The sequence below is a fragment of the Roseobacter sp. FCG-D35 genome (genome assembly GCF_033436665.1).
GTDB lineage: Bacteria > Pseudomonadota > Alphaproteobacteria > Rhodobacterales > Rhodobacteraceae > JAWQFO01.
Window position 1 is genome coordinate 717,404 of sequence record NZ_JAWQFO010000001.1, and the last position, 20,128, is coordinate 737,531.

Genomic DNA, 20,128 nt, shown 5'->3' on the forward strand with positions numbered 1-20,128 from the left:
GACACCATCGTCGACGCCGGCCCGAAACCGTCAGACGAACGCGAGACCCTCGTTGTCGATCTGCACCGCATCGAAATCGGAGACGCGAAGCAGGAAGATCTCGTCGCGATCCTGATCGAGCGAGATCCGCAGATTCCGGCCGATGGCGCTGACCTCCGCGATGACCGCCCCGTCGAGATCGAGTCGATCCTCTTCGGTGTCGAAGTCGAGAACGATCAGCTTGTCGCGCTTGCCATCGCGGTCCCCGAAGACGAATACGTCCTCGTTGCCGCCACCGCGCACGATGTCGACCGGTCCGCCCTTGCCTTCGAACCGTTCGGCGGCATCGCTGCCACGCAGGAACTCGCTTTTGGACCGGCCTTCCACAAGCTGGAAATCGTCCCGTTCGAGGTCCAGCCCGATGATGACGGGATCATGGTCCGACCCGCGCAGCGGGCTGGAACCGTCAAAGAGGTTCTGGTCGGTCGGACGGTCCTGCCCTGTGAATGTGCCGTCGAGGTTGTAGTCGAAATAGACCGGTGTGTCGGAATTGACGTTCCATGTCGTGGCCCCGGTCACCTGCTCTTCGAGCGCGGCGTTGGCCAGCGCGTAGTCGAGCGTGCCGATCTGCCCGCTGAAGCGGTAGGAATAGACTTCGTCGCCCTCGAAAGCGCGGGCTAGGTCGGTATATCCTTCGGCCTCCAGCACCTGGATCGGCGTCTCGCGGGCATAGGCGTTGAGATCGCCGAGGATCAGCACGTCCTCGTCTCCCGATCCGGTCGGATCTGTCGCCAGCCACTCCGCCAGTTCCTGCGCCGCCGCGGTGCGGGTCGCGTTGTTGTTGCCGGCCCCGTCGCGCTGATCCTCGTCCGCCTCGGCCCCGGTCAGCGAGCCCTTGGACTTGAAGTGATTGACCGACGCGGTAAATTGCCCGCCGCTGTCGATGTCCTCGAAGGTCTGCGCGAGGGCTGCCCGGTTGAACGATGTGCCCGACGTCTCTTCGCCCAGCGGATCGAGGAAGTCCTCGCTGTCGAGGATCGCCGCGTCGCCGATCAGGCGCGTGCTCGTGGTATCGTAGATGAACGCCACCGCGATCGCGTCGTCGCCGACGAACTCCTGCCCCGGATCGACAAAGCTCCAAATCTCCTGGCCCAGAGTCGCGTTGATCTCGGCCACCAGCGTCTGGATCGCGAACTCCTCGCCGGCGAAGTCGTTTTCGATCTCGATCAAGCCGATCACGTCGGCATCCATGCCGAGGATCGTGGTCACCAGCTTCTCGGTCTGGCGCGCCAGTTCCTCTGCGCTCTCGGCCCCGCGGGGCGACGCGCCGATGTCGGTCTGACCGGACAGGGTCGTGAAGTAGTTCAGCACGTTGAGCGAGCCGACCTTGTAGTCGCTGCCCACGTCGGCGGGCGCCGCCTCGACCGGGTTGGTGGCGGGATCGAATTCAAGATCGACGCCCTCGGGTATGCGCAGGCGGAATTCTCCGAAGTCGAAGTCCATGATGGCCGTGAGGCCGGTCACCGACTGGCCCATTTGCGCCGCGTCGGCAAAGTCGATCAACTCACCATCCGGCGCGCGCAGCGGGTCGCCGTCGCCGCGGCGCCCGGACTGACCATCCTCGATCAGGATCGTCCGGTCCGCGACCTCCTCCTGGTAAGCCGCGTTGCCGACGGCGTCGGGGTTGTTGACCTGCGTGTACTGGTAGACCGGCCCGTCCGTGCTCAGGGTCGCCTGCTGGAAATTCTCGTAATCGAAGCTTTCGCTGAACGTCAGCGACTCCTCGACCGTCACCAGCATGGATTCCAGAGCTTCGCGATCCTCGACGTCCGGCACTGACGTCGTTACCGCAAGACTCAGCGGATCGACAGAACTGGCCTCCTCGAGACGAATTTCGGTGACCTCGATCACGGTCTTGCCGAAGCGTTCGGCGACGGTACCAAGGACCCGCACCTTGTCTCCGGCGGCCACGTCGCTCAGCAGATCGCCGGAGCCTTCATAGGCGAAGATGCCCTCTGAAGTCATCGCATCGCCGTCGCGGTCGCTGCTCTCCTCCATGAGGAAGAAGCCACCGAGATCGCGCAGCGGATCGTCGTCTCCGTTCTGGAAATCGCCCGTGACGATGGCTTCAATAACGACAGTCTGCCCCACCAGAGCGGCCACATCCTCGGTGCCTTGCACCGCGCTGATCAGCGTCGGATCGTCGTCGATCGAGACGTCGCCGCCACCGCCGCCGCCACCTCCAAGCCCGGTACCCGCGACGGGTGTGTTCTCGGCCGTGTCATTGAAGAAGTTCAGAATCTTCCAGTCGGATGCCTGATCGGTGTCGACCCCGTCGGCGATCCGGCCGACACCGGCCGGAAAGAACGAACCGTCCGGCCCGATCACGGGCGCGCCGAAGTAGGATGTGCTGGACGTCGAGTCGATGCTCGCGACCGCGTCGATCACGCTCTCGCCCCCGGTCACGACGTCGCCCGCGAGACTCGCGGTCTCGACCAGCGCGTAGGTGGCCGAACTGTTCTCGAGGCTGTTCTCGGCGATGATGACATTCGGGGTCACGCCATAGGTCGCCGCCGCGGTCTGGTTCGCCAGCAGCAGAAAGCCGTTGTCTCCGATCACGGCGTCACCGGCGAAGTCGTAGCGAAACTCGATGGCGCCGGGCCCGCTGGCGTCATTGCCTTCGACGGCAATGAAGCTCAGCCCGGCCAGCGAGGCGCCGGGCGTCCCGAATATTTCGATGTATTCGGAATCGGTGCCCGTGGTACTGGCGAGCACCTCGTTGATGACCGTCGGCACCTCTTCGACCGGATCCGTGCCTGCGGTCGGGGTATTGACCGCGGGATCGTTGCCGAAGTCGAGGATCGTCCAGTCCGCAACGCTGTCGGTGTCGACACCATCCGCAACGCGCCCGGCCCCCGCCGGGAAGAACGTGCCGTCAGGCCCGATGACCGGTGCGCCGAAAAAGAAACTGTCGGTCGCCCCGCCGTCGCTGAGCGCCACCGCGTCGAGCACCGTCTCACCCACGGTCACGCTGCCGCCCGACAGGGATGCCGTCTCGACCACGGCGAAAGTGACGGAACTGTTCTCGAACGCGTTCTCGCCGATCAGCACGTCGGCCGCGACACCGTAGGTCGTCTGCGCCGTCGCGTTGGCCAGCAGGAAGAACCCGTTGGCCCCGATCACGTCGCCGGCGGTAAAATCGTAGCGGAAATCGATGGAGCCTTTGCTCGCGATATCGTCGCTTTCCACCGCGATCAGGCTAAGCCCGGCCAGCGATGCGCCGGCCGCGCCGAAGATCTCGACATATTCGGAGTCGGTGCCTGCAGTGCTGGCCAGCACCTCGTTGATGACGATGCCGTTGCCGGCCGCATCCTCGGCCGCGACCACGAGGTTGTCGATGCCGAACTCGTCGCGCGAACCGGAGCCTGACACGTCGTCACCGCGCCATTGCAGGTAGAAGGCGGTGTTGGCGGGCAGGTCGGGAAGCGCGACCGAGACCGGCACGACGGTCAGGCCGCCGGCATCCGCCGCCTCGACGCTGGTGTAGGCGAAGACCTCCGTGAAGCTCACCCCGTCGAGCGAGAACCACAGCGAGAAGCTGTTCGCGCGGGTCGCATCGTTGCGGACCAGCTGATCGTAAGAGACCGTGACCGAAGACAGATCGACATCGCCGCTGTCGAGCGTGAGCGTCAGCGCGCCGGGCGTGAAGTCCGAGCCCGTGGGTTGGATCAAGAGGGCATTGTCGGTCGCGTCACGCTCCAGCGCATAGAGCCCACCCGAAGTCACCGCCCCCGAGGTCGCACCGCGGGCAAAGTCACCTGACGCGCCGCTGCTGCCGCCATCACTGAAGCCGGTCAGCATGAAGACATCCGAATCAAGCTGCCCTGCCCCGGGATCCGCGACCAGTCCAAGACCGAGAAAATCGTTGAAATCGTTCGAGTAGATCACGCGCGCCATGGTTCATCCCTTATGTTCTCGACCCTTGGGACAGACCTCGCGCGATCGGCGACTCTAGCCACCGCGAGCCGCCCGCTCCCGCCTTCGTGCTAGAATTGAAAGGTAACGGGCGGACGACAAGACCGAAGTGACACGAGGTCCGTCAAAGGCGGAAATCGGCCATACCCTGCGCGAGCGCCGTACAGGAAGCAGGTGGAAACATGGATGGATGGTACCGCCTCCCCGGCTTGAACGGGGGACCTCTGGATCCACAATCCAGCGCTCTAACCAACTGAGCTAAGGCGGCACTGCAGGAGCGTTTAGCCCCGCGCGAACGTGATTGCAAGGGCGCCGGGGACGGTTTGCCGCACCGTCGCATGGCACAGCCGCGCGGGTCAAAGATCGCGTGTCCAGTGCTGCTCGACATTGTCGACGCCGAAGCTGTGCACGGGCCGCGTCGCTTCGAGATGCCAGCCACTGCGGGCGTAGAGCCGGCCCGCGGCGCGATGACTTTCGTGGGTCCAGAGCACCATCGCGGAATAGCCGCTCGCACGGGCGAAATCGGTGCAGGTGTCGAGCAGGCGTCGCCCGAGCCCCTGCCCGCGTCTTTCCGGTTCGAGAAAGAAGAGCCGCAGCTTCGCGGTGCGCGGGTCCAGACGCACGCAAAAGATCGACCCCAGCCTTTCTCCGTCCGCCTCGGCGATCCAGCCGGTCTCACACGCGGGATCGTGGTCCGCCACGAACGCGTCGACGACCTCTCCGACAAGGACACCGAAACTGCCATCGAAGCCTTCGTCGCGGGTATAGAGCGCCGCGTGGCGCGCAACCAGCCAGTCGCGGTCGCCGGGGACGAATCTGCGGATCACAACCTCACCCATGTCGGCCACGAAACCGCGCCACGGCTTGCCTTTCAAGGCTCCGGAGGCTAGCAGATGCAGCCAGCCAATTCAGGAGCCCGCATATGGGGATCGACAGCGAACGCGATATCGAGGCCAACCTCCAGGTCGGTCCGACCGACAAGGGCATGGTGCGCATCTTCGTGGAATCCGGCGGCGTCGAGATCCCGATGGACTTTACGCCGGACGATGCCGTCGAGATCGCAGAAGAGATCATGGCGGCGGCAACTCGTGCGCGCGGCATCTCGCCGCGCGGCGGACGGCGCTAGCGCACGGTCAGAACGCGCGCGGCAACTCGGGGTCGCGCAGGACCTGAAGCCGCCGCGCCGCGGTCATCGCGAAGGTCCGCAGCATGACCTTTCGGCGCGCCGGGGCAAGTTTGGTTTCGGGCGCCATGCGGATGATCTCGGCGCCGTAGGCATCGCCCACGATGAGACCCGTCTCATCCGGCAGCAGCTCGGTCGGGAAATGCGCGTCCACCGCCCAGAAGAACCGGTCGCACCAGTCGAGGTAGCCCTGCCATTTGCGGTCGGACATGAAATCCGCCCGGCTCGACTTGCACTCGACGATCCAGACCTCGCCTTTCGGTCCCAGCCCCATCACGTCGACACGCAAGCCGCGCGCCGGCACCAGTTCCTCGACGCTGGCAAAACCACAGCTGGCCAGGTGGCGCGCAACGCCACGGGCCAGCAACTGGCCGGGCTGGAAGGTCTGTGCGATGTCCGAAGGCATATCGCGACAATGAACAGAACGGGAACAAAAGGCAAGGCTGCAGAACCGCGGATCAGGCACCGAAAGAATTCGCGGAACGTCTTGTCCGATGCCGGCCGGACGCCTAGATGTCGGGGTGTGGCGGTTCTGCTCTTCGCGTTACTGGTGACGTTCCAGTGGCCTTAAGCAAATCCGAGGGAGCTGGCTCTGGTCAGGCCGTGGTCTGGTTACCCGGCGCCCACCTGTATATACAGGTCCTCGGGAACTTCGATCCAAGCCGGTTGCAGCGGTTCCGCCACGCTCTTTCCCGCAGATGCAGAAGATGGTGCCGAAAATCGTGGGGTGGCCGGAGAACCGGCCGTGCGCTCAGTAGCGGTCGAGCGGGTGACGCTTGCGCGTGACGCGGACCGGGACGAGCTGCGCCTGTGGCCGGGCACCCGGCAGGATGCTGCGGAAAAATTCGACGACGACGTTGAACATGGCGTTACTCCTCGGGCGTCAGTTTGGCATCGAACGCGTCGATGTCCAGTCCCCAGATATGGGTAACAGAGTATGAATTCCACACCTGCGACGCCGCGTCGCGGCGGCAGGCGGATGAGCGCCGGTCGTCAGAAGGATTCGGGCCGCGCCTCGCGGGCCATGTGATCGAGCACCGCGTTGACGAACTGCGGCTCCTTGCCTTCGGGAAAGAAGGCGCGGGCGACGTCGACGTATTCGGTGATGACGACCTTCGGCGGCAGGGTCTTGTCGCGGAATTCGGCGCCGGCGGCGCGGAACAGCGCCCGCAGGGTCGGGTCGATCCGCGCGATCGGCCATTTCGCCACCAACGCCCGGTCGGTCGCCTGGTCGATCGCGGCCTGGTAGTTGACGGCCGCGTCCATGACCTGCCCGAAGTGGTCGACGTCGCCATCCTGCATCTCGGCGCCTTCATAGGTGGCGCCGAAACGGAAGTTCAGGAACTCGCCCTTGATCGCCTCGACGGTCTGGCCGGACTGCTCCATCTGGAACAGCGCCTGCACGGCATAGAGCCGCGCCGCCGACCGCATCTTGCGGCGCTGGTTTCCGGAAAGGTTGCCGTGGAGCGTGCTCATGCGTCTGGGGTCCGTTGGTTCAAGCGATGACGGTGTCCTGGCCAGCCGGCTTGAAGCCGATGCCTTTGGACGAAGACGCCCACTTACGGGCCAGCGCCACCAGATGCAAGGCGGCAGCGGCGGCCCCGCCGCCCTTGTCGCCACGTTCCGGATCGGCACGAACCTCGGCCTGCGCGGTACTCTCGACCGTCAGGATGCCGTTGCCGATGCAAAGCCCCTGCAGCCCCAGAAGTTGCAGCCCACGGCTCGAGTCGTTGCAGACCGTGTCGTAATGCGTGGTCTCACCCCGGATCACGCAGCCGAGCGCGACGTAGGCGTCGAAGTTGCTGCGCCGGTCGGCGATTCCGATGGCAGTAGGCACTTCCAGCGCACCCGGAACTTCGACCAGCTCCCACGTGGCGCCTGCGGCCTCGATTTCGGCCTGGGCCCCGGCGATCAGGTCATCAGCGATGGCCCGGTAATAAGGAGCGACGACGATCAACACCTTGACCGGCTTGTCGAATTCGGGACGCGGCAGCGTGTAGTGGCTTTCGGCTTCGGCCATGCGTTCACTCCGTGGTGATAGGGCGCGTGCCCACGATGCTCAGATGGTAGGCGTCGAGGCCCACATAGCGCGTGCGCGGGCTGTCGGTCAGCAGGATCAACTCGCGGAAGCCCAGGGTCGACATGATCTGAGCGCCGATACCGGTGCGCTTGATGGTGCGCGGCCCGTCGTCCTCCTCGCCGTCGAGCCGCAGGGTCGGATGCGGGTCGCGAAACAGCAGCACCGCGCCGCGACCTTCGTCGGCGATGATGCGCATGGCCCGTGGCAATTCGTCGACCGGGCCGGGTCCGAGACCCAGCACGTCCTCGAGCGCGTTGAGCGCGTGGGTCCGCACGAGGATCGGCTCGGGCGTCGAAAGATCGCCCTTGGACAGCACCACGTGGTCGGTCCCGGTGATCTCGTCGGCGAAGATGCGCATGTGCCAGTCGCCGCCATAGGCGGAACTCACCATGCGGCTGTCACGCTCGCGCAGCAGGTTGTCGTTCTTGGTGCGGTAGGCGATCAGGTCGCTGATCGTGCCGATCTTCATCCCGTGGCTTCGCGCGAACTCGACCAGATCGGGTAGACGCGCCATCGTCCCGTCGTCCTTCATCACCTCGCAGATGACGCTTGCGGGATTGAGACCGGCAAGGCGCGAGATGTCGACCGCGGCCTCGGTGTGGCCGGCGCGGATCAGCACCCCGCCCGAACGGGCGCGCAGCGGAAAGACGTGGCCCGGGCTCGCGATGTCCTGCGGCCCCTTGGTCTCGTCGATGGCAACCGCGATCGTGCGCGCGCGGTCGGCGGCGGAAATGCCGGTCTCGACCCCTTCGCGCGCCTCGATCGACACCGTGAAGCCGGTGCCGTGGCGCGAGGAATTGTCCGGCACCATCATCGGCAGGTTCAGCTTGGCGATGCGCTCGGCGGTCATCGGCATGCAGATCAGGCCGCGCCCGTGCGTCGCCATGAAATTGATCGCCGCGGCATCGGCGAATTCCGCCGGGATCACGAGGTCGCCCTCGTTCTCGCGGTCCTCGTGATCGACCAGCAGGAACATGCGCCCTTGCCGCGCCTCCTCGATGATCTCCTCGGTCGAGGCGATGGCCGCGCGCAGGTCGCTTTCCACGGGTCCGGGGGTCTCGAAGCTCATCGGCATGCCTTTCGCGTCAAACTGCCTGCCAGATAGACAAGGATGGATCGAATATCCAGCCCGCGTGACCGAAGGTTACGCCGTCATCCCGCGGGCGAGAAGTACCGTTCGGCGTCGAGGTAGCCGGCGGCCTGCATCGCCACCGTCCAGTCGCGTTCGCGCGCGGTGTCGCCGATGATCAGGACCTGGTCCCCCGCGAGGCGCTCGGTGCGCGCAAAGGCCCCGAGCTTGCCGCGCATCTCGGTCCAGCTGTCCGAAAAGAGCGGCGCCGCCTCGGTCCCGTCGAGCACCGGGTTGGCCGCGTGGAACACGTCGGGCGTCAGCGGGCGATGCACCAGCGCCAGCTTGCGCGCGCGCTGCACGGCATCCAGCGCCGTCGTTCGCGGCAGCGGGATCTTGGGTGTTTCCGCGCGCACGACATGCAGGGCGTTCGACGAAAAGAGAAGCGCGAGGATATCGCGCCCCGTCGCCTGTCGGATCGCGGCATAGGCCTTGTAATCCATCCCCAGTTCGCGCGCTCGCGCAACCCGCATCTTCACGATCATCAGCGGGATGGTCTTGGGCATCGCGGCCTCGCGCGCCCGGCGCCACTGGAACGTGCGCCAGCGGTGCCCTACCTCCAGCGTCGGCCCCTGGTTGTGACCGATGCCCGGCAGCGGCGCGCTCATGCGAAGTCCCGCAGGCGGGCGACGTAGCGCGCCATGGTGTCGATCTCGATGTTGACCCGGTCGCCAGTCCTGACGTCGCCCCAGGTCGTCACCTCCTTGGTGTGCGGGATGAAGTTGATGCCGAAGTCGCGGCCATCGACCTCGTTGACCGTCAGCGACGTGCCGTTGAGCGCGACCGACCCCTTGGGCGCGATGAAACGGGCCAGATCATCGGGCGCGCGCAGCACGACGCGCGTGCTGTCGCCCTCTTCGGTGACCGAGATCACCTCGGCCACGCCATCGACATGGCCCGACACGATATGCCCGCCCAGCTCGTCGCCGACCCGCAGCGCGCGTTCGAGGTTCACGCGCTGCCCGGGTTCCCAGTCACCGATGTTGGTGCGGCTGACGGTCTCGGCGCTGATCTGCACTTCGTACCAATCCGGCCCCAGCGCCACGACCGTCAGGCAGACCCCGTCCGAGGCGATCGAAGCGCCCATCTCGATGCCGGAGGTCTCGTAGGCGGTTGTGATCCGGGCGCGCAGATCGCCCTCGCGCTCCAGTGACGCGACGGTGCCGACGTCGGTGACAATTCCGGTGAACATCTTCTCGGCCTCGTTCCGGTTTTCGAGTCCCGACCTATCGCCCGGGCTCACTGCTGGCAAGGCCCGCACCGTGCCGCGCTTGCCTCGCGCGGCCGCGGCGGGCAAGGTCGCGGGTGCCGCCCGAGTTTACACCGAGCAAGTACCCGATGCCGCAAGATCCGCGCCGTGTCTTTCTGTTCCTGCAAGGCCCGCATGGCCCGTTCTTCTACCGTCTGGGACAGATGCTGCGGACCGCCGGGGCCGAGGTCTGGCGAGTGGGGTTCAACGCCGGGGACCGGGCGTTCTGGTTTGACCGTGACAGCTACCTGCCGTTTACCGGAACGCTCGACATGTGGGGCGACGCGCTGGCACGGCTGCTCGAGGACAAGCGGGTGACCGACGTCGTCCTTTACGGCGACACCCGCCCGATCCACACCGAAGCGGTTCGGCTGGCGCGCGCGCGCGGACTGACAGTGCATGTCTTCGAGGAAGGTTACATGCGCCCCTACTGGATCACCTACGAGCGCGGCGGATCGAACGGCAATTCGCGCCTGATGCAGATGCCGCTGGCGCAGATACGGGCGCATTTGCCTCCGGAAAGGTCCGAGCCTGCGTTACCGCCGGGCACCTGGGGCGACATGCGCGAGCATATCTTCTACGGCGCCCTCTACCACGGGTTCGTGATGTTCCGGAACCGGCACTACCGCAACTTCACCCCGCACCGGGCCCTGCCCGCTTCGGCCGAGTTCCGCCACTATCTGCGGCGCCTGCTCGGCATGCCCGCGCATGCCCTCGAACGCCACCGCGCGACGCGCGCGGTCCGCAACGGCGGCTATCCCTACCACCTCGCACTTCTCCAGCTTGCCCATGACAGCGCCGTGGTCTGTCACTCGCCCTTCGCCAGCCAGACCGAGTTCGTGCGCTTGGTGATCGAGGGCTTTGTCCGCGGCGCTCCCGCACATCATCACCTCGTCTTCAAAGCCCATCCGCTCGAGGACGGGCGTACCGAGGCGCGAAGGGCGATCCGCCGCATCGCCGCCGAGCACGGCGTGGCCGCCCATGTCCACTACATACGCGGCGGCAAGCTGGCGCGGCTGCTCGACGAGGCCCGATCCGCGGTCACGATCAACTCCACCGCCGGCCAGCAGGCGCTCTGGCGCGGCATACCCCTCAAGGCATTCGGCGCGGCGGTCTATGCCCATCCCGGTCTCGTGTCGGGCCAGCCGCTTGACGCGTTCTTTCGCGATCCGGCGCCGCCGGACGGCCGTGCCTATCGCGATTTCCGGCGCTATCTGCTCTCGACGAGCCAGGTTGCCGGAGGCTTCTACTCCGCGCGCGCGCGCCGAATGCTGCTGCGCAGGATCGTCGACATGGTGCTCTGCGCGCAGGATCCCTACGACGCGATCGCCCAAGCAACCGAGGCCCCTCGGCAACAGGTTCGCCTTGTAAGCTAGGCGTATCGGGCGCTTTTTGTGGCTTTTGGCCTGCGTTCCGCCTAGTTTCGCGGCAACCACGCCGGAAGATACCGGCGGGCTCGAGGCAGATTTTGAACAGGTCGAGGAGACCTCTCCGTGACTTCTTTCAGGTTCGGATGGGCACGTCCCATCGCATTCATTGCAGCTCTTTCGGTGCTCGCGTCCTGCGGATTGCCCAAGACTGGTCCCAACAAGCGCCAGATCTACGCCGGCTCGGTCCAGAAAGAGGGTGACGCCTTCGTGGTTTCGGTGAACGACCGTGTGACACGCGCGACCGCGGTGATCCCGGCCTACGGCTTCTCAACCGCGCTGCAAAACGCAGCCCCCGTCGGATCAGACACCATCAACCCCGGCGACGTTCTCGGCCTGACCATCTGGGAGAACGTCGACGACGGGCTGCTGGCGGGCGAGCAGCAGAACGCGACCCAGCTCGAAGAGGTGCAGGTCGACGGCGCCGGGTTCATCTTCGTGCCCTACGCCGGGCGCATACGCGCGGCCGGAAACTCGCCCGAGGCGCTGCGGCGCATCATCACCGCCAAGCTCGAAGAGCAGACCCCCGACCCGCAGGTGCAGGTCCGGCGGCTGGCCGGTGACGGCGCGACCGTCTCGCTGGTCGGCTCGATCGGCGCGCAGGGTGTCTATGCCATCGAACGGCCCACCCGCACGCTGTCGTCCATGCTCGCCCGCGCGGGCGGCGTCACGATCGAACCCGAGATCGCCGAGATCACCGTGATCCGCGGCAATGAAAGCTCGAAGATCTGGTTCCAGGATCTCTACAACAATCCGCAGCTCGATATCGCGCTGCGCGGCGGCGACCGTATTCTCGTCGAGACCGATACCCGAGCTTTCACCGCGCTCGGAGCCACCGGAGCGCAGGCCCGCGTGCCGTTCGAAACTCAGAACCTCTCGGCGCTCGAAGCGATCGCACAGGTCGGTGGCCTGCAGCCCGCGCTTGCCGATCCCACGGGCGTCTTCATCATGCGCAACGAACCGCCCGAGGTCGCCAACTCGGTGCTCGGTCGTACCGACCTCATCGGCGCTCAACGCATGATCTACGTGCTGAACCTGACCGAGCCCAACGGGCTGTTCATGGCCCGCGACTTCGTGGTCCGCGACGACGACACGCTTTACGTCACCGAAGCCCCGATGGCGCAGTGGAACAAGGCCGTCTCGGCCGTCTTCGGATCGCTTGTGGCGCCGGCCGCCAACATCGACCAGCTTGTGAACTGATCGCCGCCATGCGCGCCGAGCCGCAGGCGGACCGCCCCCGGCGGCGGATGCTTGTGCGCAACGCGGGCTTTCTGACCCAGGCACGTGTCCGCCGCATTCTGTCGCTTGCGGGCTACGACATTGCCCTGACACGTCCGCGGCCAGGCGATTGCGTCGGTGTCTGGGGCCAAAGACCGACCGCCGCACGCGGCGTCGCGCGGGCCGCGAAACGGCCCTGGATGGTTTGGGCGGGACGGGCATCGGTAGGTCAGGCTGACGCGGTGCGCGTCGAGGACGGGTTCCTGCGCTCGAAGGGACTGGGCGCGGCGCTGACCCCTGCCCTGTCGCTGGTCTGCGACGATCTCGGCATCTACTACGACCCCGCGCGGCCGAGCCGGCTGGAACATCTGATCGCCGCGCGCGCCGAGCTGACGCCGGCACAGGCACTGCGCGCCCGCGCCCTGATCCGGCAGATCAACAAGGCCGGTCTCAGCAAGTACAACCTCGGGGGACCTGTGCCCACCTTGCCCGAAGGGCGGCGCGTCCTTGTCGTCGGGCAGGTCGAGGATGACGCGTCCGTTGTACTGGGCGCGGGCGATGCGATCCGCACCAACGCCGATCTGCTTGCGGCAGCGCGCGCCGCAGAACCCGAGGCACTGCTGGTCTACAAGCCGCATCCGGATGTCGAGGCCGGGCTGCGTACCGGCGCTCTGGCGTCCTCGGCACCCGCCGAAGTTGTCGCCGTCGGTGCCGATCCAGCGGCGCTGTTTGGTGCGGTGCAGGCGGTCTGGACGATGACCTCGCTGACCGGGTTTGAGGCGCTTTTGCGCGGCGTGCCCGTCGTGACGACCGGCGCCCCCTTCTACGCGGGCTGGGGTCTCACCGAGGATCGCGGTCTGGTGCCGCCGCGCCGCCGCGTGCGCCCGACGCTCGAAGGCCTCGTACATGCGGCGCTGATCGACTACCCGCGCTACATCGACCCGGTGACCGGCCTGCCCTGCCCGGTCGAAGTGGTCGTGGACCGGCTTGCGTCCGGAGCCTGGGGAACACCCGGAGCGGGTCTGCGCAGCCTCTCGCTGCTGCAGCGACTGCTGCGCGGTCGCGCGCCTCTCTGGCGGCGCTGAGCGCGCGCAGGCTTTTCGCCGGTCAGCCTTCCGCGCGCCGCCAGGTGTGCAGGACGTCGCCTTCCACCGCGCGGGTCGAGATCAGCCGGTAGCGTGGCGCATCGGCGAGGTTGCCGAGCCCCAGCGCCCCGACCGACGGCAGGCCTTCGGCACCGATGATCACCCCGGCGCCGAAACCGACGATCTCGTCCACCAGATCGGCCTCGATCAGTGAGGCCGCCAGCGCCGAGCCGCCCTCGCAGAAGATGCGGGTCAGCCCGTGCTCGCCCAGCCTGTGCAACACGTCATGGGGATCGAGCTGACCGCCGCGTGCGGCGCAAGAGATCAGCGTCGCACCAAGATCTTCCCAGGTGCGCGCCAGCGTCGCGTCGGCATCGCGCCCGTGGCACAGGATCAGCGGCACATCCTTGGCGCTGCGCGCAAGTTGGCCCAGAAGCGGCAGGTCGAGCCTGCGGCTGACCACCGCCCGGACCGGTTGGTGCGCGATGCCCAGATCGCGCACGGTCAGCGACGGATCGTCCTTGCGGGCCGTACCACCGCCGACCATCACCGCGTCATGCCGCGCGCGCATCGCATGCACGGCCCGCCGCGCCGCCGGGCCGGTGATCCACTTGCTCTGGCCCGATCCGGTGGCGATGCGCCCGTCGAAGCTCGACGCCAGCTTAAGCGTAACTGTCGGGCGCTCGCGTTCGACACGCGCAAAAAAACCTGCGTTGGCCTCGCGAGCCGCAGCCTCCATCAGGCCCGTCTCGACCGTGATGCCGGCCTCGCGCAACATCGCGATCCCTCTGCCGGCGACCCTTGCATCGCTGTCCGTCGCCGCGACCCAGACGCGGCCCACGCCTGCCGCGATCAGCGCCGCCGCACAGGGCGGCGTCCGGCCGTGATGTGCGCAAGGTTCCAGCGAAACGTAGACATCCGCGCCGCGCGCCGCGTCGCCGGCCTGCGACAAGGCTTCGGTCTCGGCATGCGGCCGTCCGCCGGGCCGGGTCCAGCCACGCCCGACGATGCGCCCATCGCGCACGATCACGCAACCGATTGCGGGGTTCGGCCACGTGTTTCCCAGCCCGCGCCGCCCGAGCGACAGCGCAAGCGCCATGTATCGGGCGGGCTCGCTCACCCCTCGGGAGGCGTGTCGGGCCGCAATTCGCTGACGAACTTGTCGAAGTCGTCGGCGGCCTGGAAGTTCTTGTAGACGCTGGCGAAACGCACGTAGGCGACGGTATCGATGCGGGCCAGCGCCTCCATCACGATCTCGCCGATGTGCTTGGACTGGATATCGGTTTCGCCCATGCTTTCGAGCCGCCGCACGATGCCCGAGATCATCTGGTCGATGCGTTCGGGATCAATGGGACGCTTCTGCATCGAGATGCGGATCGAGCGTTCGAGCTTGTCGCGGTCGAAATCCTCGCGTTTGCCCGACGACTTGATGACCACAAGATCGCGCAGCTGGACCCGCTCGTAGGTGGTGAAACGCCCGCCGCAGGCCGGGCAGAACCGTCGCCTGCGGATCGACACGTGATCCTCCGCCGGCCGGCTGTCCTTGACCTGGGTGTCGATGTTTCCGCAAAACGGGCAGCGCATCGCGTCCCCCTCTTTCTCTGCCTCTTTTGTGGGGCTTTTCGTCCCCTTGGCAAAACTTATAGGAAAGAGGCTAGGTTTTGGGTAGAGGGCAAATGCCGCGCAACATCTGGTGGTGTGTTTTCGCCACGAAGCCCTAGCGATCGCTCAGGAAATGCGCCGCGACGCGCCGGTCATGCGGGGCCGTACGGTGCTCGAAAAGGTAGATCCCCTGCCATGTCCCAAGCCGCATCCGTCCGCCGGAGACCGGGATCGCAAGCGATACGGGCAGCATCGCCGCCTTGATGTGCGCCGGCATGTCGTCCGGCCCTTCGAGAACATGGGTGAGGTAGGACATCTCGGGCCTGTCGGCGGGCGGCACCAGTCGGGCGAAGAACGCCCCGAGGTCGACCTGCACATCCACATCCGCGTTCTCCTGGATCAGCAGCGACGCCGAGGTGTGGCGCACCATGAGCGTCAGCAATCCGTCCCCGTGACCTGTCAGCCAATGCGCCGCGTCCCGAGTGAACTCGTAAATACCCGCGCCCTGCGTCGCGATGTGGAACTCGGTCTGCATCCGAAAACCAGCGGGATCAGAAGCCGAACCGCTCGTCCAACGTATCGCGGCAGTAGTTCCAGGCCGCTGCCACCGAGAGGTTGGTGCCGACCGTGCGCAACGAGGCCGAATAGGACGGGCTTGGGTTGCCGGCCGCCTCGGCCGAGATCGTGAAGCTGGTGCCGCGCCGACCCTGCGCCGTTCGGGCAGGTCCGCTGGGCGCGATCAGGTAAAGCCGCGCGCGACGGGGATCGCCCAGCACCCGCCGGACGTAGTCGGCGGCCGCGCACCAGACATCGCGCACACCTGAATCGGCACGCTCGACCACTTCCATGCTGTTGGCGTTGAGCGGCACGACGTAGTGGTAGTTGATCGACCGATAGGCCTGCTGGGCCTGTCCCGCGCACGCGAAGCTCAGGGATGCGGCGACGGCCAGGGCTGCAAAACGGATCATGGGCGGTCTCCTCGGAGTTTCCCGAAAACCTAGAACGTCGCCCGGAAAAGACCAAGCCGGTCCTGCGCAAGGCACGCGCCCAGAACAGAAAAACGGCGCGGACTGCTGGCCCGCGCCGTTCAATTCGTCCTGCCTAACCGCTTACTGGTCGAGGAAGCTGCGCAGCTTTCGGCTGCGGCTCGGGTGCTTGAGCTTGCGCAGCGCCTTGGCTTCGATCTGGCGGATGCGCTCGCGTGTGACCGAGAACTGCTGGCCGACTTCCTCGAGCGTGTGATCGGTGTTCATGCCGATACCGAACCGCATCCGCAGCACACGTTCCTCGCGCGGCGTCAGCGAGGCGAGAACCCGGGTCGTGGTTTCCTTGAGGTTCTCCTGGATCGCGCTGTCGAGCGGCAGGATCGCGTTCTTGTCCTCGATGAAATCGCCGAGCTGGCTGTCCTCCTCGTCACCGATGGGCGTCTCGAGGCTGATCGGCTCCTTGGCGATTTTCATCACCTTGCGCACCTTCTCGAGCGGCATCTGCAGCTTTTCGGCCAGCTCTTCCGGCGTCGGCTCGCGGCCGATCTCGTGCAGCATCTGACGTCCGGTCCGGACCAGCTTGTTGATCGTCTCGATCATGTGGACCGGAATGCGGATGGTGCGCGCCTGATCGGCGATCGATCGGGTGATCGCCTGCCGGATCCACCACGTGGCGTATGTCGAGAACTTGTAGCCGCGGCGATACTCGAACTTGTCCACCGCCTTCATCAGGCCAATGTTGCCTTCCTGGATCAGGTCGAGGAACTGCAGGCCGCGGTTGGTGTATTTCTTCGCGATCGAGATGACGAGGCGCAGGTTGGCCTCGACCATTTCCTTCTTGGCCTGCCGGGCTTCCTTCTCGCCCTTCTGGACCTGCTGGACGATGCGCCGGAATTCCGGAATGTCGAGACCGACATACTGGCCGACCTGCGCCATGTCCGCGCGCAACTCCTCGACCTTGTCGGTCGAGCGTTCGATGAACATCTGCCAGCCGCGCCCGGACTTCTCAGCCATTCGATCGAGCCAGTTGGGGTCGAGTTCGTACCCGCGGTACTCGTCGATGAACTCGCGCCGGTTGATGCGGGCCTGGTCGGCCAGCTTCACCATCGAGCTGTCGATCTGCATGATGCGGCGGTTGATGCCGTAAAGCTGGTCGATCAGTGCCTCGATACGCGCGTTGTGCAGATGAAGCTCGTTCACCAGCAGCACGATCTCCGAGCGCAGCTTCTGGTAGAGCGCCTCGTCCTTGTCCGAGAACGACCCGTCCTCGTTCAGGGTGGCCGAGATCCGGCTGTCCTGCATCTCGGAAAGCGCGGCGTAGTCGTCGGCGATGCGGTCCAGCGCTTCGAGAACCTGCGGCTTTAGCGCGGCTTCCATCGCCGCGAGGCTCATGTTGGCCTGTTCGTCCTCGTCGTCGTCGTCCTCGCGCTGGATCGGGTTGCCGTCGGCGTCGAGCTCGGGGCTGTTGTCCTCCGATTTCTCGTTGCTGGACCCTTCGGCGCTCACCACCGGCTCGCCCACGCCCTCTTCGTCCAGCTGGTTTCCGAAGGTCGCCTCGAGGTCGATAACGTCGCGCAGCAGGATATCTTCGGACAAAAGTTCGTCGCGCCAGATCGTGATGGCCTGGAAGGTCAGCGGGCTTTCGCACAGGCCCGCGATCATCGTGTTGCGCCCGGCCTCGATCCGCTTGGCGATGGCGATCTCGCCTTCGCGCGACAGCAGTTCGACCGAGCCCATCTCGCGCAGATACATGCGCACCGGGTCGTCGGTGCGGTCGAGCTTCTCGTTGCCGGCCGAGGACAACGCGACATCGCGCGAGCCTTCGGTGGTCACGAGGTCGGTCGAACCCTTGTTCTCTTCCTCCTCGGCGTCCTCGTCTTCGATGACGTTGATCCCCATCTCCGACAGCATCGACATCACGTCCTCGATCTGCTCGGAGTTTACCTGGTCCGGCGGCAGAACCGTGTTCAGCTGGTCATAGGTGATGTATCCGCGCTCGCGCGCTTCCGAGATCATCTTCTTGACGGCGGCCTGGCTCATGTCGAGCGAGTGTTCGCTCTCCTGGTCCTCTGGCTTGTCGTCTTCGCTGGTGTCTTTCGCGGCCATGCACTGCTCCTTTGGAGGCTGGGTGATTCGCGTCCCCCGAATCACTAGGGAATCATCTATTGAATTTGGGCGATTCGACCACCCATCCCAGGCGTTTTTCTGAGGTTTTCGCGTTCAAATGTGGTTAACGGCCCGAATTTCCGGACCGAATCGCGTCCAGCAGCGCGTCGAATGCGTTGCGTTCGTCGCGATTGATTCGCGCACCGTTCTCACCGAGGTCGAACTCGGTCTTGTCGTCCTGTCCGCTACGCTTGGCCTGCTCGAACGCCTGCGCGGCCTCGCCAAGCCTCCAGGTCGTTCCCTCGTCGGCCAGCCCGTCGAGGTCCTCCTCAGCTTCCGCGATTTCGGCCCGCAGGCCACGCGCGCTTTGCAGTTTGGAGAATTCTTCGGCCAGCGTCAGACGGGCATATTCGGTGTTTCCCGGCACGCGGATGCAGGGAACGATTGCCACATGGCCCTGCCCGACCAGTTTTTCAATGGCCTCGGCGCCGACGGCCTCCGACAGCTTTTCGGCAGCGGCGTCGGGCGGTGCTCCCACGGTTTCGAGAATCGCGTCGCGCATGCGCATGTGATCCGCGTCGACGCACACCATCGTCTCGAGCGCGCTTTCGAAGGCCTCGGTCAGTTCGGGATACCGCACGAGTACGGCGAGGATCACCGCTTCGCGCAGGTGTTCGGTCACCGTCTGGTCATCGCCCTGTGCCAACGCCGTCGACTTGGTGCTCGAGAGCACGCCGGGTTGCGCCCAGCGTTTGCCGGGCGCTGCGCCGCGCTGTGGCCGCGGTGCTGCGCGAAACAGCTGCCAGCGCAGGTCCTTCAGCGCCTGCTCGTAATGACGCTTGATTGTCGGGTCCGTGATCTTTGCAGTCTGGTCGAAGAGGGCTTTCTCGAGAGCCGCCTTGCGCTCGGGGCTGTCGAAGCTCCGGCCCTCTGTCTCGCGCTGCCAGAGCAGTTGTACCATCGGCTTCGCAGCGTCGATCAGCGCCTGCATGGCCTCGGGGCCCTCGGCCTTCAGCAGATCGTCGGGGTCCTTGCCGTCGGGCATCAACGCGAAGCGCAGCGACTTGCCCGCCTGCAACAGCGGCAGCGCGAGATCCACGAGCCGCATCGCGGCACCCAACCCGGCCTTGTCGCCGTCGAGTGCAATGACGGGTTCGGGCGAGATCGCCCAGAGCATCTGCAATTGGTTCTCGGTGACCGCCGTCCCCAGCGGAGCGACGGCAGCCTCAAAGCCCGCCTCGCTCAGCGCGATCACGTCCATGTAGCCCTCGGCCACCACCAGTGGCCTTTTGCGTCCCGCGGCGGCGCGGGCGGGGCCGTGGTTGTAGAGGCTGCGGCCCTTGTCGAAAAGCGCCGTCTCGGGAGAATTGAGGTATTTCGCCTTTTCCTCCGGGTCCATCGCGCGCCCGCCGAAGGCAATCGCGCGCCCGCGCCCGTCCCGAATCGGGAAAATGATGCGATTGCGGAACGTGTCGTAGGGCCGGCCGCCTTTCGAGGACGGTTTTGCAAGACCAGCATCGAGGATGAGATCGTCCGCCACGCCCTTCGATTTCAGGTGGTCCCAAAGCCCCTGCCACGCATCCGGCGCAAAACCGATCTCCCAGCGCTCCAGGGCCGACGCGTCGAGGCCACGTTTTTTCAGCAGGTAGTCGCGCGCGGGTGTCGCGGCACTGGTCGATAGCTGCAGCCGGAAGAAGCGGACCGCCTGCTCCATCACCTCGACGAGCTGCGCGCGCCGGTCGGCTTTCTGCTGCGCCTGCGGGTCGCGCTGCGGCATCGGCATGCCGGCCTCGCGGGCCAAAATCTCGATCGCTTCCATGAAGCCGACGTTCTCGGTTTCCTGCACGAACTTGATCGTATCGCCTCCCGCCCCGCAACCGAAACACTTGTAATAGCCCCTGCGGTCGTCGGCATGGAAACTGGCGGATTTTTCCTGGTGGAACGGGCATGGCGCCCACATGTCGCCCTGACCCTGGTTCGACTTGCGCATGTCCCAGGTGACCTTGCGCCCGACCACCTGAACAAGGCTCAGGCGGCCCTTCAGTTCATCGAGGAATCCGGGGGGCAGGCTCATGGTCTCTTATATCATCGCCGCTCCGGCCAAAGTCC

Annotated in this window: 17 protein-coding genes, 1 tRNA gene and 1 pseudogene; 4 read left to right on the forward strand and 15 right to left on the reverse strand. The window is 65.9% G+C overall.

Annotated features, from left to right (window positions below; genetic code table 11):
* Positions 1 to 30 precede the first annotated feature (30 nt).
* The 3 genes from R5H30_RS03305 to R5H30_RS03315 form a co-directional block, all read right to left on the reverse strand.
* A complete protein-coding gene (locus R5H30_RS03305; RefSeq protein WP_318326581.1) occupies positions 31 to 3,936 on the reverse strand; it encodes an ExeM/NucH family extracellular endonuclease in 3,906 nt (1,301 codons plus the stop codon).
* Between the two features lie 209 nt (positions 3,937 to 4,145).
* Positions 4,146 to 4,222, reverse strand: a tRNA-His gene (locus R5H30_RS03310).
* An 88-nt stretch (positions 4,223 to 4,310) separates the two neighbouring features.
* The gene (locus tag R5H30_RS03315) at positions 4,311 to 4,793 is read right to left on the reverse strand and encodes a GNAT family N-acetyltransferase (protein ID WP_318326582.1); all 483 of its coding nucleotides are present in this window, start codon (positions 4,791 to 4,793) and stop codon (positions 4,311 to 4,313) included.
* Positions 4,794 to 4,876: 83 nt separating this feature from the next.
* On the opposite strand from R5H30_RS03315, the gene R5H30_RS03320 reads away from it, so the two are divergent.
* The gene (locus tag R5H30_RS03320; RefSeq protein ID WP_318326583.1) at positions 4,877 to 5,080 is read left to right on the forward strand and encodes a DUF6324 family protein; all 204 of its coding nucleotides are present in this window, start codon (positions 4,877 to 4,879) and stop codon (positions 5,078 to 5,080) included.
* 7 nt (positions 5,081 to 5,087) lie between these two features.
* On the opposite strand, the gene R5H30_RS03325 is transcribed toward R5H30_RS03320, so the two are convergent.
* The 6 genes from R5H30_RS03325 to R5H30_RS03350 form a co-directional block, all read right to left on the reverse strand.
* Positions 5,088 to 5,543: an MmcB family DNA repair protein gene (locus R5H30_RS03325; RefSeq protein WP_318326584.1), complete on the reverse strand. Its 456-nt coding sequence runs from the start codon at positions 5,541 to 5,543 to the stop codon at positions 5,088 to 5,090.
* 587 nt (positions 5,544 to 6,130) lie between these two features.
* Positions 6,131 to 6,613 carry a transcription antitermination factor NusB gene (nusB, locus tag R5H30_RS03330; protein WP_318326585.1) on the reverse strand — a complete coding sequence of 161 codons (483 nt, stop codon included), beginning with the start codon at positions 6,611 to 6,613 and terminating at the stop codon, positions 6,131 to 6,133.
* A gap of 19 nt (positions 6,614 to 6,632) precedes the next feature.
* On the reverse strand, positions 6,633 to 7,157 hold the full coding sequence (locus R5H30_RS03335) for a 6,7-dimethyl-8-ribityllumazine synthase (RefSeq protein WP_318326586.1): 525 nt from the start codon (positions 7,155 to 7,157) through the stop codon (positions 6,633 to 6,635).
* 4 nt (positions 7,158 to 7,161) lie between these two features.
* Positions 7,162 to 8,286, reverse strand: a complete 1,125-nt coding sequence (ribB, locus tag R5H30_RS03340) for a 3,4-dihydroxy-2-butanone-4-phosphate synthase (RefSeq protein ID WP_318326587.1) — start codon at positions 8,284 to 8,286, stop codon at positions 7,162 to 7,164.
* 83 nt (positions 8,287 to 8,369) lie between these two features.
* Positions 8,370 to 8,954, reverse strand: a complete 585-nt coding sequence (locus R5H30_RS03345; RefSeq protein ID WP_318326588.1) for a hypothetical protein — start codon at positions 8,952 to 8,954, stop codon at positions 8,370 to 8,372.
* A complete protein-coding gene (locus R5H30_RS03350) occupies positions 8,951 to 9,538 on the reverse strand; it encodes a riboflavin synthase (protein WP_318326589.1) in 588 nt (195 codons plus the stop codon). The genes R5H30_RS03345 and R5H30_RS03350 overlap by 4 nt, the downstream gene beginning before the upstream one ends.
* A 146-nt stretch (positions 9,539 to 9,684) precedes the next feature.
* Between R5H30_RS03350 and R5H30_RS03355 the strand changes: the two genes are divergently transcribed.
* The 3 genes and pseudogenes from R5H30_RS03355 to R5H30_RS03365 form a co-directional block, all read left to right on the forward strand.
* Complete coding sequence (locus R5H30_RS03355) at positions 9,685 to 10,971, forward strand: capsule polysaccharide biogenesis protein (protein ID WP_318326590.1); 1,287 nt, start codon at positions 9,685 to 9,687, stop codon at positions 10,969 to 10,971.
* A 117-nt stretch (positions 10,972 to 11,088) separates the two neighbouring features.
* Positions 11,089 to 12,222, forward strand: coding sequence for a polysaccharide biosynthesis/export family protein (locus R5H30_RS03360; protein WP_318326591.1), 1,134 nt, complete (start codon positions 11,089 to 11,091; stop codon positions 12,220 to 12,222).
* A gap of 194 nt (positions 12,223 to 12,416) precedes the next feature.
* A pseudogene (locus tag R5H30_RS03365) lies at positions 12,417 to 13,325 on the forward strand (capsular polysaccharide export protein, LipB/KpsS family); the annotation flags it as partial.
* A gap of 22 nt (positions 13,326 to 13,347) precedes the next feature.
* Here R5H30_RS03365 and ribD read toward each other — a convergent pair.
* The 6 genes from ribD to dnaG all read right to left on the reverse strand — a co-directional run bounded on the left by ribD (position 13,348) and on the right by dnaG (position 20,093).
* Complete coding sequence (gene ribD / locus R5H30_RS03370; protein ID WP_318326776.1) at positions 13,348 to 14,424, reverse strand: bifunctional diaminohydroxyphosphoribosylaminopyrimidine deaminase/5-amino-6-(5-phosphoribosylamino)uracil reductase RibD; 1,077 nt, start codon at positions 14,422 to 14,424, stop codon at positions 13,348 to 13,350.
* A 17-nt stretch (positions 14,425 to 14,441) separates the two neighbouring features.
* Positions 14,442 to 14,909, reverse strand: a complete 468-nt coding sequence (gene nrdR, locus R5H30_RS03375; RefSeq protein WP_318326592.1) for a transcriptional regulator NrdR — start codon at positions 14,907 to 14,909, stop codon at positions 14,442 to 14,444.
* 133 nt (positions 14,910 to 15,042) lie between these two features.
* Positions 15,043 to 15,462, reverse strand: a complete 420-nt coding sequence (locus R5H30_RS03380; protein ID WP_318326593.1) for a secondary thiamine-phosphate synthase enzyme YjbQ — start codon at positions 15,460 to 15,462, stop codon at positions 15,043 to 15,045.
* A gap of 16 nt (positions 15,463 to 15,478) precedes the next feature.
* Positions 15,479 to 15,895, reverse strand: a complete 417-nt coding sequence (locus tag R5H30_RS03385; RefSeq protein WP_318326594.1) for a hypothetical protein — start codon at positions 15,893 to 15,895, stop codon at positions 15,479 to 15,481.
* A 141-nt stretch (positions 15,896 to 16,036) separates the two neighbouring features.
* On the reverse strand, positions 16,037 to 18,019 hold the full coding sequence (gene rpoD, locus R5H30_RS03390; protein WP_318326595.1) for an RNA polymerase sigma factor RpoD: 1,983 nt from the start codon (positions 18,017 to 18,019) through the stop codon (positions 16,037 to 16,039).
* A 124-nt stretch (positions 18,020 to 18,143) separates the two neighbouring features.
* A complete protein-coding gene (dnaG, locus tag R5H30_RS03395; RefSeq protein WP_318326596.1) occupies positions 18,144 to 20,093 on the reverse strand; it encodes a DNA primase in 1,950 nt (649 codons plus the stop codon).
* Positions 20,094 to 20,128 lie beyond the last annotated feature (35 nt).

Coding starts and splice junctions, on each gene's coding strand:
- R5H30_RS03305 (WP_318326581.1), bottom strand. CDS start 3,936: ATGGCGCGCGTGATCTACTCGAACGATTTCAACGATTTTCTCGGTCTT.
- R5H30_RS03315 (WP_318326582.1), bottom strand. CDS start 4,793: ATGGGTGAGGTTGTGATCCGCAGATTCGTCCCCGGCGACCGCGACTGG.
- R5H30_RS03320 (WP_318326583.1), top strand. CDS start 4,877: ATGGGGATCGACAGCGAACGCGATATCGAGGCCAACCTCCAGGTCGGT.
- R5H30_RS03325 (WP_318326584.1), bottom strand. CDS start 5,543: ATGCCTTCGGACATCGCACAGACCTTCCAGCCCGGCCAGTTGCTGGCC.
- nusB (WP_318326585.1), bottom strand. CDS start 6,613: ATGAGCACGCTCCACGGCAACCTTTCCGGAAACCAGCGCCGCAAGATG.
- R5H30_RS03335 (WP_318326586.1), bottom strand. CDS start 7,157: ATGGCCGAAGCCGAAAGCCACTACACGCTGCCGCGTCCCGAATTCGAC.
- ribB (WP_318326587.1), bottom strand. CDS start 8,286: ATGAGCTTCGAGACCCCCGGACCCGTGGAAAGCGACCTGCGCGCGGCC.
- R5H30_RS03345 (WP_318326588.1), bottom strand. CDS start 8,954: ATGAGCGCGCCGCTGCCGGGCATCGGTCACAACCAGGGGCCGACGCTG.
- R5H30_RS03350 (WP_318326589.1), bottom strand. CDS start 9,538: ATGTTCACCGGAATTGTCACCGACGTCGGCACCGTCGCGTCACTGGAG.
- R5H30_RS03355 (WP_318326590.1), top strand. CDS start 9,685: ATGCCGCAAGATCCGCGCCGTGTCTTTCTGTTCCTGCAAGGCCCGCAT.
- ribD (WP_318326776.1), bottom strand. CDS start 14,424: ATGGCGCTTGCGCTGTCGCTCGGGCGGCGCGGGCTGGGAAACACGTGG.
- nrdR (WP_318326592.1), bottom strand. CDS start 14,909: ATGCGCTGCCCGTTTTGCGGAAACATCGACACCCAGGTCAAGGACAGC.
- R5H30_RS03380 (WP_318326593.1), bottom strand. CDS start 15,462: ATGCAGACCGAGTTCCACATCGCGACGCAGGGCGCGGGTATTTACGAG.
- R5H30_RS03385 (WP_318326594.1), bottom strand. CDS start 15,895: ATGATCCGTTTTGCAGCCCTGGCCGTCGCCGCATCCCTGAGCTTCGCG.
- rpoD (WP_318326595.1), bottom strand. CDS start 18,019: ATGGCCGCGAAAGACACCAGCGAAGACGACAAGCCAGAGGACCAGGAG.
- dnaG (WP_318326596.1), bottom strand. CDS start 20,093: ATGAGCCTGCCCCCCGGATTCCTCGATGAACTGAAGGGCCGCCTGAGC.